Consider the following 15,768-nt stretch of genomic DNA (forward strand, 5'->3'; position numbering starts at 1 on the left):
CTTTTGTTTCTTGTGTAAGGCTATTGTATCACATGTTTTGTACGTCGCTTCTTGAAACTTGCTCTTGTTTATTGTAGTCTCAATACATTACACTGCATTGTATGTTGCGATAAATCTCTGATAGATTCTAGTGTTCAAAAAGTGCCAGAATCAAAAACTTACACTATAATGTAGCATGAATTTTATCTTACACAAGGATTGTAATGTCTGCGAGGATTATTTGGCAACTTTTGGCCTTAAAGCGACTATATCTTAAAAGAATGTGCGGAGAGCATTTCACACAGCTCCAAGAAAAAATGCCACAAAAAACACATTCAATGACTTCTATCATGAATGGGTGTGGTGGTGATTTGGATTCTTTAATTGATTCTTGTAATCTGTGTGCACGTTCTAAACTTACCACAAAAAGAGTGAGTGGTTTTGTTAATCCCAAAGCTTTGATATGTTTTATTACAGCAAACCCTCTTGTGGAATCTACACATAATCAACTTATGTTTGCTTCTAACAAAAGTGCAACTATGCTACAAAATATGATTGCTCATGTCTTCAAAATATCGCCCCAAGCTTGTTCGATTCTCTCTTTGTTAAAATGCCCCATAGAATCTACCCCACATACTGATGAAGTCTCAATGTGTTTGGAATTTTTGCACAAACAGCTTGAATGTATGGCACCTCAAGTGATTGTGCTTTTTGGACGAGAGTGTGCACAATATATATTAGGACAGAATCTAGAGGGTGTGAGGGATTTTAGAGATTATGGTAGAATATTGTGGCATAATAATCGGTCATTTTTGCTTACTTATTCGCTAGGTGAGATTGTGCGTAATCCATCACTAAAGCCACAAGTTATGCAACATCTTTTGGTAGCCAAGGGAGTATTATGAGGGTTTTTGTCTTAGGTTGTTTGTTGTGTATGGGGTTGTGGGCAAAGAGTTATATTATCTCGCCTCTGCCTCTTCCTAAGCAAGAGATTATTGATTTTGAAGTGCGTTCGTGCGATAAACGATGCTTAAATAAACTCTATGAAGAAGGCTTGTATTTTTCATTTATTGGGAGATTCCAAGATGAGCAAGATTCTGATTTGCGATCCAAACTTACTTTGGCTTTGCAAGAATTATCCATTCTTGATATACCTAGCGCCTCAAATGGCAATATCGCAAAGGTAAAACTTGCACTTTTAATGCCCAAAAAAGTCATAGGGCGTTATTTTAGTGAAAGCATTGACATAATCCTTTCGTATCTTATGACACGAGGTGTGGATTTTAGCTTTGAGGTATTTAATACCGATACAGAAGACACACAAGCGATTGAGAGAGCATATCAGCGTGCTATTAATGCTCAAAGCGACTTTGTGATCGGAATCTTTACTACTAGAGGTGCTATAGAGCTTGCAAAGAATATTAAAATTAGCATACCAATCTATTTACCTACAATCAACATTCACCAAATAGGCGATACAAAGATTCCTAAGAATCTATATTTTGGCGGTGTGGATTATGAAAGCCAAATAGAGCTTATTGCAAACCTTGCGCGAGGTGAAAATATCGTAGCTTATAATGATAGTTCTCCTATGGGGCAGTATTTAGGATCGCTTTTGCGCGCAAAAGACACAAATATTATTTATGAGCAAAATATAGATTCTACGATAGCTAAGCGCTTTAACTCTACACTTGCACAACAAAAATCCTACCTTCAATCCAATGTGGTAGTATTTAATACTTCTGGAGCACGCACGGGACTTATGCTTTCACAAATGTTTGTGGACACCATAAAGCCTAAAAAAATGTTTTCTACACAGGTAAATTATGATTGGGCATTGCTAAATTCTGTGCAATATAGTGGTAAAGAAGAATTATATGTCATCAATGTGATCTTTGATATTAATCCGCACCTTTTGGAATATGCGTCCTTGTTGGGGAGAGACTTGAAATATAATTGGGTGAGTTATGCTACTGCTGTAGGCGTAGAGCTTTTGCTAGGGGCGCAACTTTCTGATGAGGAGCGCTTTTTTCGTGAGCAATTTTTAGATAATCAAGTGCATTATACGAACAGAATCTATAAGTTTTCTGGAAAGAGTTTTGATGAGTATCGTTAAAAAGGAAGGATTTAATTTTTCTTTTGATACACAAAAGTGCGAAGTATGTGGTGGTAAATGTTGCACAGGAAGTGAAGGGTATGTTTTTGTGAGTCTTCAAGAAATGCTTGATATAGCTCATATGCTCGGAATAGAATTTGAGGAATTTACACACAAATTTGTGCGTAAGATCGGTTATAAATTTTCATTTATTGAAAAGCCTTGTGATGATGGCTTAGCCTGTGTGTTTTACGACAATGGAAAATGCAGGATTTATACCAAACGCCCAAAACAATGCAAAGATTTTCCATTTTGGGAGGGTTATAAACAAGAGAATCTAACATCACAAGATTCTAAGAATTTGCAAAAAGAATGCATAGGAGTGTGTTTTGAGTCATAAATTTTTGAGAATCTTGCTAGGCTTATTGTGTGCTATGAGTATAGCGTTTGGGGCATTTGATGAAGAAGACTATATGTTTAAGGCACTAGATTTGCAAGATCAGGGCAAAATTCAAGAAGCGCGTGATATATATCTTGTGTTGTATGATGAGACAAAAAAACTTGAATATCTCAAAGAGAGTATTTTGCTTTCAAGTCGCTTTGAACAACCACACATTATTTTAAGCTATATCCAAGATTACAAGCAACAAACACAAGAAGAGGATATAGAGATGAATAAAGCACTTCTTGATGTGTATCTTAAAACAAATGATCTACATAAAGCCTTGCCTATCGCACAAATGATAGTTACACAAGAAGATACGCCAATGATACATAATGTTTTGGGTGTGATTTATGTCAATCTTGGCGATTTGCAGAGCGCCATTAATGAGTTTCAAACGCTCTATGAAGAGACAAAAGCACCAGAAGCTTTGCAAAGACTTGTAGTGTTGTATGGGCAAACACAACAATTCCAAAAGGGCATAGCATTGCTTGATACATATTTTAGGGATAATGCGTGTGATGGTGAGTTATGCGCGATGGCAATACAAATCTATGCTAAGGCTATGGAAGGGGATAAATTAGAATCTATTCTTAAAAAGCGCTATGAGGAAAATCCTACTATAGCAAATGCACAGAATCTTATTTATATTTATTCATTGCGCAAAAAATATGATGAAGCATTAAAAATCGCCTCTAGGTATCCTTTTGATCCAAAAATACTCTTTGGTTTATATGTGGAAACAAAAGATTATGACAATGCCTATAAAATAGCTTTGAAGATATACAAAAATTCTAATGAAGCTATGTATTTGGGGCTTGCGCAGCTTTATAGGTTTGAAACCCTGACAAACAAAACAGATTCTAAAAAGGTTTTGCCCATCTTGCAAGATATGGATAAGGCAATCGAGCTTATTCAAAAAGATGGTGTGCCAGATAGCTTACAAAAAGAGAATCTTGGATTGTTTTATAATTTTATGGGATTTTTGCTGATTGATTTGGATTTAGATGTAGAAAAGGGTATCTCTTATGTGCAAAAAGCTTTAGAAATTGCACCAAGTACCATAGCATATTTGGATTCTTTAGCGTGGGGGTATTATAAGCAAAAACATTGCAAGAGAGCAAAAGAAGTATTTGCAAAGATTCCAAAAGAGAGTCTTTCTAGCGATGAAGAATTATTAAAACACGCTAAATCACTTGATTTATGTCAGTAAATAAGCCATTTTTTGGCGATGTTGTGTTACAATGCGAGGCAATTTTTTAGAAAGGGGCGTGTGAGAGATGTCTGCTAGTATGTCTAAAATCGATCAAGTAACCAGCCTACATAAAAACAATGAATTACAACTTTTATGCTTTCGTTTAGAAAAAGACCGCGATTTGTATGCGGTGAATGTTTTTAAGATTCGTGAGGTGATTAAATATAATGGTGCGCTTACAATCATAAGCCACGAATCAAATGCACTCGTAGAGGGTTTGATTACCATTAGGGATCTTACTATCCCACTTATTGATATGAAAAAATGGTTTTATTATGATCCTCGACAGCGAGATAGAGATCTACGCCAATACTCCATTAAGCGCAATAAAGGTGAAGATGACATTATTATGATTTGTGAGTTTTCGCGATGGACAATAGGTGTGAGAATCTATGAAGCTGATAGAATCCTCAATAAAAAATGGACAGAGATTGAACAAAGCGTAGGTGTAGGGGGCAATGGACAAAATGGTAAGCTAGTAAGTCGCACACGATATTTTGATGGGCGCTTGGTGCAAGTGGTGGATATTGAAAAAATGCTTACTGATGTATTCCCATGGATAGAAAAAGAAAAAGAAGATGAAATGAAAAAAGTTTCACAAGTCCAAGCGACTAAGTCCGTGTTACTTGCAGATGATAGCCCAAGCGTTTTGCGCACAATGCAAGTCATTCTAAATCGCATAGGTGTTGTGCATTATGATTTTGTGAATGGACGAAAACTTTTAGATTATCTTTTTGCTCCTACGACAGATATTAGTAGCATAGGTATGATTATCACAGACTTAGAAATGCCAGAAGTTAGCGGATTTGAGGTGATTAAACAAGTCAAGGCAAATGCCACAACAGCACATATTCCTATTGTAGTCAATTCCTCTATGAGTGGTAGCAGTAACGAGGATATGGCACGCAGCCTTAATGCTGATGAGTTTATCTCCAAATCCAATCCTGTGCAAATAGAGGCAGCTATTAAGCATCTTATGCTTCGATAGTTTTTATGTATATACCATTGTCAATGAGAGAAGTTAGTAGGCGTGTGTCACCAGATTGCTTAGATGCAATTACTACACCTTGTTATGTACTAGAGCGTGATAAATTGATTACAAATCTTGCACTTTTAGAATCTGTGCAGCGTCGAAGTGGTGCAAAAATTCTCCTTGCACTTAAAGGCTATGCATTTTGGCGTTGTTTTGAAGAATTGCGCGATGTTTTGAGTGGAAGCACTGCGAGTGGATTATATGAGGCGCGTCTAGCATATGAAGAAGTAGGTGGAAGAGAGCAAAATAAGGAAGTATGTGTGTTTAGCCCCGCATATAAAGAGATAGATTCTCTTTTGCCTTATGCTACACACATTATTTTTAATTCTTTTGTGCAATGGCAAAAATTTTATCCTACTATCCAAGCACATAATTACACCAATCCGACGCACTATATTAGCGTTGGGTTGCGTGTAAATCCTCTATATAGCGAGGTTACGCCTGAAATTTATAATCCTTGTGCGCCAAATTCTCGACTAGGTATTATTCCTAGTGAGTTTGAAAAGGGTGTGCAAGAATTCGGATTAGATGGTATTGACGGATTGCATTTTCATACGCATTGTGAGCAAAATGCTGATGCACTGCAACGAACTTTGCCACATTTCTTGCAATATTTTGGACCATATTTGAATGGTAGAAAATGGGTGAATTTTGGTGGTGGGCATCACATCACGCGCGAAGATTATGATGTAGAGTTGTTAGTAAAACTTGTGCAAGAGTTTAGGCAAACATATGGAGTAGAGGTCTTTTTAGAGCCTGGAGAGGCGGTAGGGTGGCAAGTTGGATTTCTTATTAGCGAAGTTGTGGATATAGTGCAAAATCAAGGAAACATCGCAGTTCTTGATGTAAGCGCTAGTGCACATATGCCTGATTGTCTTGAAATGCCTTATCGACCAAGTACTCTAAAGCTTAGCAATGGAGTTATTGAATCTGATAAAGGGGAAAATGTTGGTGCATATCGCTATCGACTTGGCGGACCTACTTGCCTAGCTGGTGATGTGCTTGGGGATTTTAGTTTTGATACGCCACTACAGATTGGAGATAAGATTATTTTTGAAGATATGTTGCACTATACGATTGTAAAAAACAATACATTTAATGGTGTGCCATTGCCTTCTTTGGGCGTGGTAGAAAATGGTAATTTTCGCACATTAAAGGAGTTTGATTATTTTGACTACAAACAACGCAACTAAGCCTATTGTTTTTGAAAATCTTCTTATGCTTGCCCCACTAGCAGGTTACACAGATTTACCATTTCGTTCTGTGGTGAAAAAATTTGGTGTAGATATTACCGTGAGTGAGATGATAAGCTCACATGCTCTTGTGTATGCCAACAAAAAAACACTCAAAATGTTAGAAAAATCTCCTATAGAATCTCCGTATGCTGTGCAGATAGCAGGTTCTAAACCAGAAGTCGTGCGATCAGCAGTAGAGATTCTCAACACGCAAGAAGGTATAGATATAGTGGATCTTAATTGTGGTTGTCCAGCTCCAAAAGTGGCTCATCACGGCAATGGTAGCGGGTTGTTAAAAGATTTATCTTTGCTTGTAAAAATCGCAAATCTCATCAAGCAAACAAGTACGAAGTCTTATGTGAGTCTTAAGCTTCGTTTGGGTTTTGATAAAAAGATTCCATTAGAAATTGCTGCTGCTGTCAATGAAAGTAATGTAGATTATGTCGTGGTACATGGACGCACTCGTTGCGATGGTTATAAAAAAGATAAAATCGATTATGATAGTATCACTGCTATTAGGCAGCGCATTAATATACCATTGATTGCTAATGGTGAGATTGCAAGCGTTGCTGATGCTAAGAAGGTGTTAGAGAGGACAGGTGCTAATGGTGTGATGATAGGTAGAGCCGCGATCAAAGCACCTTGGATTTTTTGGCAGATTCGACACAATACAAATGAGATTCCACCCATTGTCCGAAAAGATTTGATTTTGGAGCATTTTGATAAAATGGTGGAATTTTATGGTCCAAGGGGCGTGGTGATGTTTCGCAAGAATCTTCATGCATATAGCAAGAATTATCCAGGTGCAAGTGAATTTAGAAATGTAGTAAATGCAATGAGTGATCCTAATGAAGCTCGTGTACGCATTGAGGAATTTTTTGGGCAGGAGTATATAATAGAGGAGCTACCGCAACTTGTGCATCTTAATAAACGCACGAGTTAGCATGTAGATTCTAAGGATTATACAGGAATAGATCGTGAAAAATATAGCATTTTTTGATTTTGATAAAACCATAACGACCAAGGATAGTCTGTTTGTATTTGTGAAGTTTGTAGTAGGCAAATGGGCATTTTATAGAGGTTTTATTGCAAGATTTTGGATTTTGCTTGGCTATGTTTTGGGTTTGTGCTCCAATGCCTATGCCAAAGAGTCGCTTATGCGATATTTTTTTAGGGGTCATAGCACAGCGGATTTTGCGCTCTTGTGTGCGAATTTTCAAAATACACTTTGTGGAATAACAAGAATCCAAGCGATGGAAAAAATAGCGTGGCACAAAGATAGAGGCGATGTTGTCGTGGTGGTGAGTGCGACTTTTGAGGAATATTTAAGACCATTTTGTCAAAATATGGGGCTAGAATGTCTTGCAACGAAGCTAGAAGTTGTAAATGGTGTGCTAAGTGGGAATCTTGCGACACCAAATTGTTATGGAAAGCAAAAGGCGGTGCGTATCCAAGAAAGCTATGATCTTTCACAATATGCAGAAATTTATGCATATGGGGATTCTAAGGGAGATTATGAGATGTTGGCATTGGCAACGCAGAGATTTTATAGAAAATTTTATTAAGGTAGAGTGATGATAGTTGCATTAAAGGGTTATATTGAGAGATTAGAACCCACATTTGTAGAGCTTAATGTAGGAGGTGTAGTGTATGGTTTGGGGATTTCTATTCATACAAGTGTGCGCCTTAAAGATTGTTTAGATACATGTGTGAAAGTTTTGTGTGTGCAGATTATTCGTGAAGATTCACAAGCACTCTTTGGATTTTTTGATGAAGTAGAGCGTTTGAGTTTTGAGCGCTTGATAAAAATTAATGGCGTTGGTCCAAAAGTCGCGTTAGCAATTCTTAGCACATATACACCACAAAGTTTTGCTAAGATCCTAGAAGACAAGGACATACAAGCTTTGCAGCGCGTGCCGGGCATAGGTGTGAAAGGGGCTGGAAAGATTATGGTGGAGTTGGCGGGATTTTTTACTGAACTCGTAGAATATAGGGTTGAAAAAAATATTACAAACAATATTAAGTATGAAGCAGCTCAAGCTTTAGAATCTTTGGGCTTTAAAAATGCGGATATTGCTAATGCACTCAAAGAAGTGGGCGATGGGGAAGTGGCAGATGTTGTCAAGGAGGCGTTAAAAATTTTGGGTAAGAAAAGATGAGAAAACACGAATAAACCTTGACAAACATAGGTTTTGTGTATATAATTCGGACTTTTATTTTCATGGTTTCATATTTCATGCTGGTTTAGCTCAGTTGGTAGAGCATCTGCCTTGTAAGCAGAGGGTCGGGGGTTCAAGTCCCTTAACCAGCTCCATTTTTCAAACTCTAGCAGTTTTCTGCTTTCAGTGTTTGACCAGTGTTAGCTATGTTTGGTGAGTTACTCAAGTGGCCAACGAGGGCAGACTGTAAATCTGCTGACTTTGTCTTCCGTGGTTCGAATCCACGACTCACCACCATTACATAGATTGGCTTTGTGTGAGCTAGGGATGAATGGTAGTCGAGATAGTTTGTTGTTGTTAAGTGATGCGGGAATAGCTCAGTTGGCTAGAGCATCAGCCTTCCAAGCTGAGGGTCGCGGGTTCGAGCCCCGTTTCCCGCTCCATTTACTGGGAGCTGATTCTTTCATTGTCAAGTATGCGGATGTGGGTATGAGTACACCACTATGTTACTTTAGAGAATCTGACCCTTTTTATGTCGTTGTATTTGTTGCCCATATAGCTCAGTGGCAGAGCACTTCCTTGGTAAGGAAGAGGTCGGCGGTTCAACCCCGCTTATGGGCTCCAGTTTTTCTTGTAGAGAGAATCTTGAAGCTTTTTGAGATGCACTCTTAGATACTACTAAAATTTTTAGGAGAGAGATTATGGCAAAGGAAAAGTTTAACAGAAGTAAACCACACGTAAATGTCGGAACTATTGGACACGTGGATCATGGTAAGACTACTTTGAGTGCTGCAATTTCTGCTGTTTTGGCTACAAAAGGACTTGCAGAGCTTAAAGATTATGATAATATCGATAATGCCCCTGAAGAAAAAGAAAGAGGTATTACTATCGCAACTTCTCACATTGAGTATGAAACAGAAAATCGCCACTATGCGCACGTTGATTGTCCTGGACACGCAGACTATGTAAAAAATATGATTACGGGTGCTGCGCAAATGGATGGAGCTATTTTGGTTGTTTCTGCTGCAGATGGACCTATGCCACAAACAAGAGAGCACATTTTGCTATCTCGCCAAGTGGGTGTCCCATATATTGTTGTGTTTTTGAATAAACAAGATATGGTTGATGATGCAGAGCTTTTAGAGCTTGTGGAAATGGAAGTAAGAGAATTGCTTTCTAGCTATGAATTCCCTGGTGATGATACACCTATCGTTGCGGGTTCTGCACTTAAAGCACTAGAAGAAGCAAAAGAAGGTAAAGTTGGTGAATGGGGTGAGAAAATCCTTAAACTTATGGATGAAGTAGATAGATACATTCCTACTCCTCAAAGAGATGTTGATAAAACATTCCTTATGCCGGTGGAAGATGTATTCTCAATCGCTGGTCGTGGAACTGTGGTAACTGGTAGAATTGAAAGAGGTGAAATCAAAGTTGGTGATGAAGTTGAAATTGTGGGAATTCGTGATACACAAAAAACAACTGTGACTGGCGTTGAAATGTTTAGAAAAGAGCTTGACAAAGGTGAAGCAGGGGATAATGTCGGCATCCTTTTAAGAGGAACAAAAAAAGAAGAAGTAGAAAGAGGTATGGTGTTATGTAAGCCAGGATCTATTACACCTCATAAGAAATTTGAAGGTGAAATTTATGTGCTTTCTAAAGATGAAGGTGGACGTCATACACCATTCTTTAATGGATATAGACCACAATTTTATGTGCGCACTACTGACGTAACAGGATCTATTCAGCTTCCTGATGGTGTGGAAATGGTTATGCCAGGCGATAACATTAAAATTACTGTTGAACTTATTAACCCAATCGCCCTTGAAGAAGGAACACGTTTTGCTATCCGAGAAGGTGGTAGAACAGTTGGTGCTGGTGTGGTAACTAAGATTATTGAATAGGGTTTGATATGGCTAAGGGAAATGTGGTAAAGATCGGTCTTAAATGTTCAGAGTGTGGTGATATTAACTATAGCACCACTAAGAATGCTAAGACTCATACAGAAAAACTGGAGCTTAGAAAGTTTTCTCCTCGTTTGAATAGGCATACTATTCATAAGGAAGTAAAACTAAAAAGCTAGGTATTTACCTAGCTTTGTAGGTCAGTAGCTCCAATGGTAGAGCGTCGGTCTCCAAAACCGAGTGTTGGGGGTTCGAGTCCCTCCTGGCCTGCCATAAAGCTAAGTTTAAGTGTTTTAAAGTTGAGTATAGAGATTTAAAATTGTGGATGAGCGATGAAAAAACTTGTAGTATATTATAGGAATGCAAAAGAAGAACTTGATAAAGTTATAAAACCTACAAAAGAACAGGTAAGAAATGCTTCTATATCTGTTGTCACCGTTGTCATTGTCATCACTTTGTTTTTAGCATTAGTCGATCTCATCTCATCTGCTTCTGTATCAAGTCTAGTATCTTAAGTTTAGCTTGTAGTTTTTAAAGGGGTAGACTTTGGAATGGTATGCAATACAAACATATTCTGGCAGTGAACAATCTGTAAAGAGAGCTATTGAGAATCTTGCGATTGAAAATAGGATACAAGATAGATTTGAGCAGATTGTTGTTCCTACAGAAGCTATTTACGAAGATAAAAAGAAATTAACACATAGAAGCGTATATCCTGGTTATGTGTTTGTGAAAGTTGATCTTGATACGAAATTGTGGCATATGATACAATCTCTACCAAGAGTTGGACGTTTCATTGGAGAGAGCAAGAAACCTACACCACTTAATGAAGTTGATGTTGAGAAGATACTTGACAAGATTAGAAATCCCGCAGAACCAAAACCTAAGGTTTTCTTTGAAAATGGCGAAGTTGTGCGTATTGTCGATGGTCCTTTTGCTAACTTTACTGGAACTGTTGAGGAATATGATATTGAACATCGTAAATTGAAGCTCAATGTTTCTATTTTTAGTCGAAACACATTGGTGGAAATCCTGTATTCACAGGTAGAGAAAATCATCTGATACATTTATTTTACTTAAGAGAGGATATGAATCATGGGAAAAAAAGTTATTGGTGAGCTTAAGTTACAAATACCTGCAGGAAAAGCTAATCCATCTCCTCCTGTTGGTCCAGCGCTTGGACAAAGAGGTGTTAATATTATGGAGTTTTGTAAAGCTTTTAATGAAAAAACTAAGGATATGGGCGATTTTAATATACCTGTATTGATTACTGTTTATCAAGACAAGAGCTTTAGTTTTATCACAAAGAAACCTCCGGTGACGGATTTGATCAAAAAAGCTATCAATCTTACTAAAGGTTCTGATAATCCTCTCAAAAATAAGGTAGGTAAACTCACGCAAAAGCAATTGCAAGAGATTGCAGAACAAAAACTTGAAGACCTAAATGCTGTGGATATAGATGCTGCAAAGAAAATTGTTGCCGGTAGTGCTAGAAGCATGGGTGTTGAAATAATAGATTAAATTTGTTACGGAGTTTAAAGATGGGAAAGAAAACAACAAAAAGATTACAGGCTTTACAAGCAAAGATTGACACAAATAAGATTTATGATGTTGCAAGTGGGGTTAGTCTTGTTAAATCTTTAGCATCGGCAAAGTTTGATGAAACAGTGGAAATTGCTTTGAGACTTGGTGTTGATCCTCGACATGCTGATCAGATGATTCGTGGTGCAGTGGTATTACCACACGGAACAGGCAAAAAAGTTCGTGTTGCTGTTTTTGCAAAAGGTATAAAAGCTGATGAAGCAAAGGTTGCAGGAGCAGATATTGTGGGTGCTGATGATTTGGCTGAAGATATCAAAAATGGTAATGTAGATTTTGACATGGTTATTGCTACACCAGATATGATGGCACTAGTGGGGAAGGTTGGTAGAATCTTGGGACCTAAAGGTTTAATGCCAAATCCTAAAACAGGGACAGTAACAGCTGATATAAGTAAAGCTGTAGCAAATGCAAAAAGTGGTCAAGTAAACTTTCGTGTAGATAAAAAAGGTATCATTCATGCACCTGTTGGAAAGGTAAGTTTTCAAGAGGATAAGATCAAAGAAAACATGCTTGAACTTGTGCGTGTGATTAATAGACTAAAACCTTCTTCTGCAAAGGGTAAATATATCAAAAGTAGCACATTATCTTTGACAATGAGTCCGGGAGTGAAATTAGATTCACAAGAATTGATGGATGTAAAGTAAGAAGTTGTTATTTTTTATCTTAGATTGAAGATCATCGGGGCTTTGCGCTTAAAAAATAAACCCTATGTGAGATTTGGTCTGAAAGGAGGGAAGCATGACTAAGCAAGACAAGATTCAGGCTGTACAAGACCTTACTTCTGAATTTCAAAATGCAAATTCTATGATCGTTTGTGATTATAGAGGTTTGAATGTTGCGCAATTGGAAGCTTTGCGTTTAAAAGCAAGGGAAGAAGATATTAAAGTTCGTGTTATTAAAAATACACTTGCTAATATTGCTATGCACAATGCACAATATCCGCAGTCAGAACTTAAGGGAACAAATATTTTCGTGTGGGGCAATGATCAGATTAAGCTTGCAAAAGTGGTTTGTAAGTTTGCAGGTACGAATGAAGATAAGTTTGTTGTGAAATTTGGTTATTTTGATGGCAATGTGGTTCAAAAAGATCATATTGTTTCTGTCTCAAAACTACCAAGTAAAGAAGAGCTTATTGGCATGTTGCTATCTGTTTGGACAGCACCGGCAAGGTATTTTGTTACAGGCATGGATAACCTAAGAAAACAAAAAGAAGAAGCATAAAATAACATACAAAAGGAGCAAAAATGGCTATTTCAAAAGAAGAAGTGTTGGAGTATATTGGTAATCTTTCAGTATTGGAACTTTCGGAGCTTGTAAAAGCTTTTGAAGAGAAGTTCGGTGTGAGTGCTGCTCCTACTGTAGTAGCAGGAGCAGTAGTAGCAGGTGGTGCAGCGGGTGGTGCAGAAGAAAAAACAGAATTTAACATTATACTTGTCGATGCAGGCGCTAACAAAATTAATGTTATTAAAGCTGTTAGAGAAATCACAGGACTTGGTCTTAAAGAGGCTAAAGATGCTACAGAAAATACTCCAAGCACACTTAAAGAAGGTGTTAGCAAAGAAGATGCTGAAAACTTTAAAAAGAAACTTGAAGAAGCAGGCGCAAAAGTGGAAGTTAAATAAATTTCCTGCACTTTTAGGTTCTAACGAGATGTTGCCCAATCTTGCTTAGTATAAGCGAGCTTGGGCTTTTGTGTTTTTGGCACTTTGTAGAGGCTTTTGGGTGAAGCTTCTATAGAGTGCTACTCTTAAAAATCCATGTCATGAAGGTTGAGCAAATGTCAGAGCAAATAAAACAAAACAAAAGATTGCGCATAGATTTTACTAAAAATCCTCAGTTATTAGATGTTCCTGATCTATTGTCCTTGCAAAGAGATAGTTATAATGATTTTTTGTTCGCGAATGCGACAAAAGAGAGTGGTATTGAAAAAGTTTTTAAATCCATTTTCCCTATTCAAGATGCTCAAAATCGTATTACTTTAGAATATGCTGGTTGTGAGTTTGGAAAGCCAAAATATACAACTAGAGAAGCCATGGAGCGTGGGATTACATATTCTATTCCACTGAAAATAAAGATTCGCCTTATTTTTTGGGAAAAAGACGAAAAAAGCGGAGAAAAACTTGCAGTAAAAGATGTGAAGGAACAAAGTATCTTTATCCGCGAGATTCCATTGATGACAGATAGGACAAGCTTTATTATCAATGGTGTTGAACGCGTTGTGGTTAATCAACTTCATAGAAGTCCAGGTGTCATTTTCAAAGAAGAAGAATCTAATACCGCGTCAAATAAACTTATTTATACCGGACAAATTATTCCCGATAGAGGTGCTTGGTTATATTTTGAATATGATGCAAAAGACATTTTGTATGCACGGATTAACAAACGCAGAAAAATTCCCATAACCGTTATTTTGCGCGCGATTGGTTATACAAAACAAGATATTGTCAATATCTTTTATCCTTCACTGCATGTCCATTTTGAAAAAGATAAATGTTTTGTGCCTTTTAGTGTGGAAAATATAGGCACTAAGGCAGAATTTGATATTAAAGATTCTAAGGGGAATCTACTTTTAGCTTCAGGAAAAAGAGTAGGGAGCAAAAAACTTAAAGAACTTAAAGAACTTGAAAAAGATATAAAATGGATGGAATATCCAATCCAAAGATTGAATGAGCGCTACCTTTCTGAAGCGATATATGACAAGAATGGTGAATTGCTTTTTGATATTTTGACACAACTTGATGAAAGTAAGATTCAAAAGATTCTAGAAAGTGGCGTGAAAGAATTTAAAATTGCAAATGATACCGCTAAGGGCTTGGATAATTCTCTGATGAATTCTTTTGTGAGTGATGTGGAGTCATTACGAAACCTTAAACAAACAGAAAACATTGAAGATGAAAATGATCTCTCAGCTATTAGAATCTACAAGGTTATGCGTCCAGGAGAGCCTGTTACTAAGGATGTGGCAAAGACTTTTGTAAACCAACTCTTTTTTGATCCAGAGCGCTATGATCTTACGCGCGTTGGACGCATGAAAATGAATCACAAACTTGGTTTGGATGTGCCTGATTATGTGACAGTGCTTACACATAATGATATTATCGCAACTATCAAATACCTTATGAATGTGCGTAATGGCGAGGGACACATTGATGATAGGGATCACTTAGGCAATAGAAGAATTCGATCTATTGGTGAGCTTTTGGCAAATGAACTTCATACAGGACTTGTGAAAATGCAAAAAGCTATTCGTGATAAATTAAGCTCCCTTAATGGTTCATTTGAGAATCTTATGCCTCATGATTTGATTAATTCCAAGATGATAACAAGCACAATTATGGAATTTTTTACAGGTGGGCAACTTTCTCAATTTATGGATCAAACAAACCCTCTCGCAGAGATTACGCATAAACGTAGGCTTTCTGCGCTTGGAGAAGGTGGTCTTGTCAAAGAACGCGTAGGCTTTGAGGCACGCGATGTGCATCCAACGCATTATGGTAGGATTTGTCCTATTGAGACTCCAGAGGGGCAAAACATCGGTTTGATTAATACGCTTTCAACCTTTACACATGTCAATGATTTGGGCTTTATTGAAGCACCTTATAAAAAAGTAAAAGATGGCAAAGTAAGCAATGAAATCACCTATATTACAGCCGCTCAAGAAGAAGGGCTTATCATAGCTCCAGCTTCTACAAAAGTAGATAAAGATGGAAACATCATTGAGGATTTGATTGAAGCAAGACAAGATGGTGAAATTATTCTTGTAGAAAAATCTAAAATAGAATTAATAGATTTAAGCCCAAGAATGCTTGTTGGTGTAGCTGCATCACTTATTCCATTTTTGGAGCACGATGATGCTAACCGTGCATTGATGGGCTCAAACATGCAGCGCCAAGCAGTGCCATTGCTTAAGCCTGATGCACCTGTTGTGGGGACTGGTATTGAAAAAGTGATTGCAAGAGATGCATGGGAAGCTATTAAGGCAAAGCGAGGTGGAATTGTCGAGAAAGTTGATGCCAAAAGTATTTATATTCTAGGAGAAGATGAGAGTGGCGCGTATATCGATTATT

Annotated in this window: 18 protein-coding genes and 5 tRNA genes; all 23 read left to right on the forward strand. The window is 37.5% G+C overall.

Annotated features, from left to right (window positions below; translation table 11 throughout):
- The first annotated feature begins 203 nt into the window (after positions 1-203).
- On the forward strand, positions 204-884 hold the full coding sequence (locus C6H22_RS07600; protein WP_104694684.1) for a uracil-DNA glycosylase family protein: 681 nt from the start codon (positions 204-206) through the stop codon (positions 882-884).
- The gene (locus C6H22_RS07605) at positions 881-2,095 is read left to right on the forward strand and encodes a type 1 periplasmic-binding domain-containing protein (protein ID WP_104694685.1); all 1,215 of its coding nucleotides are present in this window, start codon (positions 881-883) and stop codon (positions 2,093-2,095) included. Before C6H22_RS07600 ends, C6H22_RS07605 begins: the two co-directional genes overlap by 4 nt.
- The gene (locus C6H22_RS07610) at positions 2,082-2,474 is read left to right on the forward strand and encodes a YkgJ family cysteine cluster protein (RefSeq protein ID WP_199769828.1); all 393 of its coding nucleotides are present in this window, start codon (positions 2,082-2,084) and stop codon (positions 2,472-2,474) included. Before C6H22_RS07605 ends, C6H22_RS07610 begins: the two co-directional genes overlap by 14 nt.
- Complete coding sequence (locus C6H22_RS07615; RefSeq protein WP_104694686.1) at positions 2,464-3,729, forward strand: tetratricopeptide repeat protein; 1,266 nt, start codon at positions 2,464-2,466, stop codon at positions 3,727-3,729. Before C6H22_RS07610 ends, C6H22_RS07615 begins: the two co-directional genes overlap by 11 nt.
- A gap of 67 nt (positions 3,730-3,796) precedes the next feature.
- Positions 3,797-4,759: a chemotaxis protein gene (locus C6H22_RS07620; protein ID WP_104694687.1), complete on the forward strand. Its 963-nt coding sequence runs from the start codon at positions 3,797-3,799 to the stop codon at positions 4,757-4,759.
- A 23-nt stretch (positions 4,760-4,782) separates the two neighbouring features.
- Positions 4,783-5,997 (forward strand): carboxynorspermidine decarboxylase, encoded by a 1,215-nt coding sequence (nspC, locus tag C6H22_RS07625; RefSeq protein ID WP_104694700.1) that lies wholly within the window; start codon positions 4,783-4,785, stop codon positions 5,995-5,997.
- Positions 5,998-6,022: 25 nt separating this feature from the next.
- Positions 6,023-6,982 (forward strand): tRNA dihydrouridine synthase, encoded by a 960-nt coding sequence (locus tag C6H22_RS07630; RefSeq protein WP_104694701.1) that lies wholly within the window; start codon positions 6,023-6,025, stop codon positions 6,980-6,982.
- Positions 6,983-7,016: 34 nt separating this feature from the next.
- On the forward strand, positions 7,017-7,604 hold the full coding sequence (locus tag C6H22_RS07635; RefSeq protein ID WP_158654671.1) for an HAD family hydrolase: 588 nt from the start codon (positions 7,017-7,019) through the stop codon (positions 7,602-7,604).
- A 9-nt stretch (positions 7,605-7,613) separates the two neighbouring features.
- Entirely contained in the window at positions 7,614-8,198 is a 585-nt protein-coding gene (ruvA, locus tag C6H22_RS07640) for a Holliday junction branch migration protein RuvA (protein ID WP_104694689.1), read from the forward strand.
- A 79-nt stretch (positions 8,199-8,277) separates the two neighbouring features.
- Positions 8,278-8,353: transfer RNA gene (locus C6H22_RS07645), tRNA-Thr, on the forward strand.
- Positions 8,354-8,410: 57 nt separating this feature from the next.
- Positions 8,411-8,495: transfer RNA gene (locus C6H22_RS07650), tRNA-Tyr, on the forward strand.
- A 69-nt stretch (positions 8,496-8,564) separates the two neighbouring features.
- Positions 8,565-8,641: transfer RNA gene (locus tag C6H22_RS07655), tRNA-Gly, on the forward strand.
- Positions 8,642-8,747: 106 nt separating this feature from the next.
- Positions 8,748-8,822: transfer RNA gene (locus C6H22_RS07660), tRNA-Thr, on the forward strand.
- 77 nt (positions 8,823-8,899) lie between these two features.
- A complete protein-coding gene (tuf, locus tag C6H22_RS07665) occupies positions 8,900-10,099 on the forward strand; it encodes an elongation factor Tu (protein ID WP_095627529.1) in 1,200 nt (399 codons plus the stop codon).
- Between the two features lie 8 nt (positions 10,100-10,107).
- Positions 10,108-10,278: a 50S ribosomal protein L33 gene (gene rpmG / locus C6H22_RS07670; RefSeq protein WP_104694690.1), complete on the forward strand. Its 171-nt coding sequence runs from the start codon at positions 10,108-10,110 to the stop codon at positions 10,276-10,278.
- An 18-nt stretch (positions 10,279-10,296) separates the two neighbouring features.
- A tRNA-Trp gene (locus tag C6H22_RS07675) sits at positions 10,297-10,372 on the forward strand.
- A 59-nt stretch (positions 10,373-10,431) separates the two neighbouring features.
- On the forward strand, positions 10,432-10,614 hold the full coding sequence (secE, locus tag C6H22_RS07680) for a preprotein translocase subunit SecE (RefSeq protein WP_104694691.1): 183 nt from the start codon (positions 10,432-10,434) through the stop codon (positions 10,612-10,614).
- A 31-nt stretch (positions 10,615-10,645) separates the two neighbouring features.
- The gene (gene nusG / locus C6H22_RS07685; protein WP_095627526.1) at positions 10,646-11,161 is read left to right on the forward strand and encodes a transcription termination/antitermination protein NusG; all 516 of its coding nucleotides are present in this window, start codon (positions 10,646-10,648) and stop codon (positions 11,159-11,161) included.
- A gap of 33 nt (positions 11,162-11,194) precedes the next feature.
- Entirely contained in the window at positions 11,195-11,620 is a 426-nt protein-coding gene (rplK, locus tag C6H22_RS07690; protein ID WP_104694692.1) for a 50S ribosomal protein L11, read from the forward strand.
- 20 nt (positions 11,621-11,640) lie between these two features.
- Positions 11,641-12,345 (forward strand): 50S ribosomal protein L1, encoded by a 705-nt coding sequence (gene rplA / locus C6H22_RS07695; protein WP_104694693.1) that lies wholly within the window; start codon positions 11,641-11,643, stop codon positions 12,343-12,345.
- Between the two features lie 94 nt (positions 12,346-12,439).
- Complete coding sequence (gene rplJ / locus C6H22_RS07700) at positions 12,440-12,922, forward strand: 50S ribosomal protein L10 (protein WP_104694694.1); 483 nt, start codon at positions 12,440-12,442, stop codon at positions 12,920-12,922.
- A gap of 23 nt (positions 12,923-12,945) precedes the next feature.
- Complete coding sequence (gene rplL, locus C6H22_RS07705; protein WP_104694695.1) at positions 12,946-13,323, forward strand: 50S ribosomal protein L7/L12; 378 nt, start codon at positions 12,946-12,948, stop codon at positions 13,321-13,323.
- Positions 13,324-13,478: 155 nt separating this feature from the next.
- Positions 13,479-15,768, forward strand: a 2,290-nt coding sequence (gene rpoB, locus C6H22_RS07710) for a DNA-directed RNA polymerase subunit beta (protein ID WP_104694696.1), incomplete at its 3' end; no start/stop codon positions are given.

The organism is Helicobacter equorum, assembly GCF_900198655.1.
Classification (GTDB): domain Bacteria; phylum Campylobacterota; class Campylobacteria; order Campylobacterales; family Helicobacteraceae; genus Helicobacter_F; species Helicobacter_F equorum.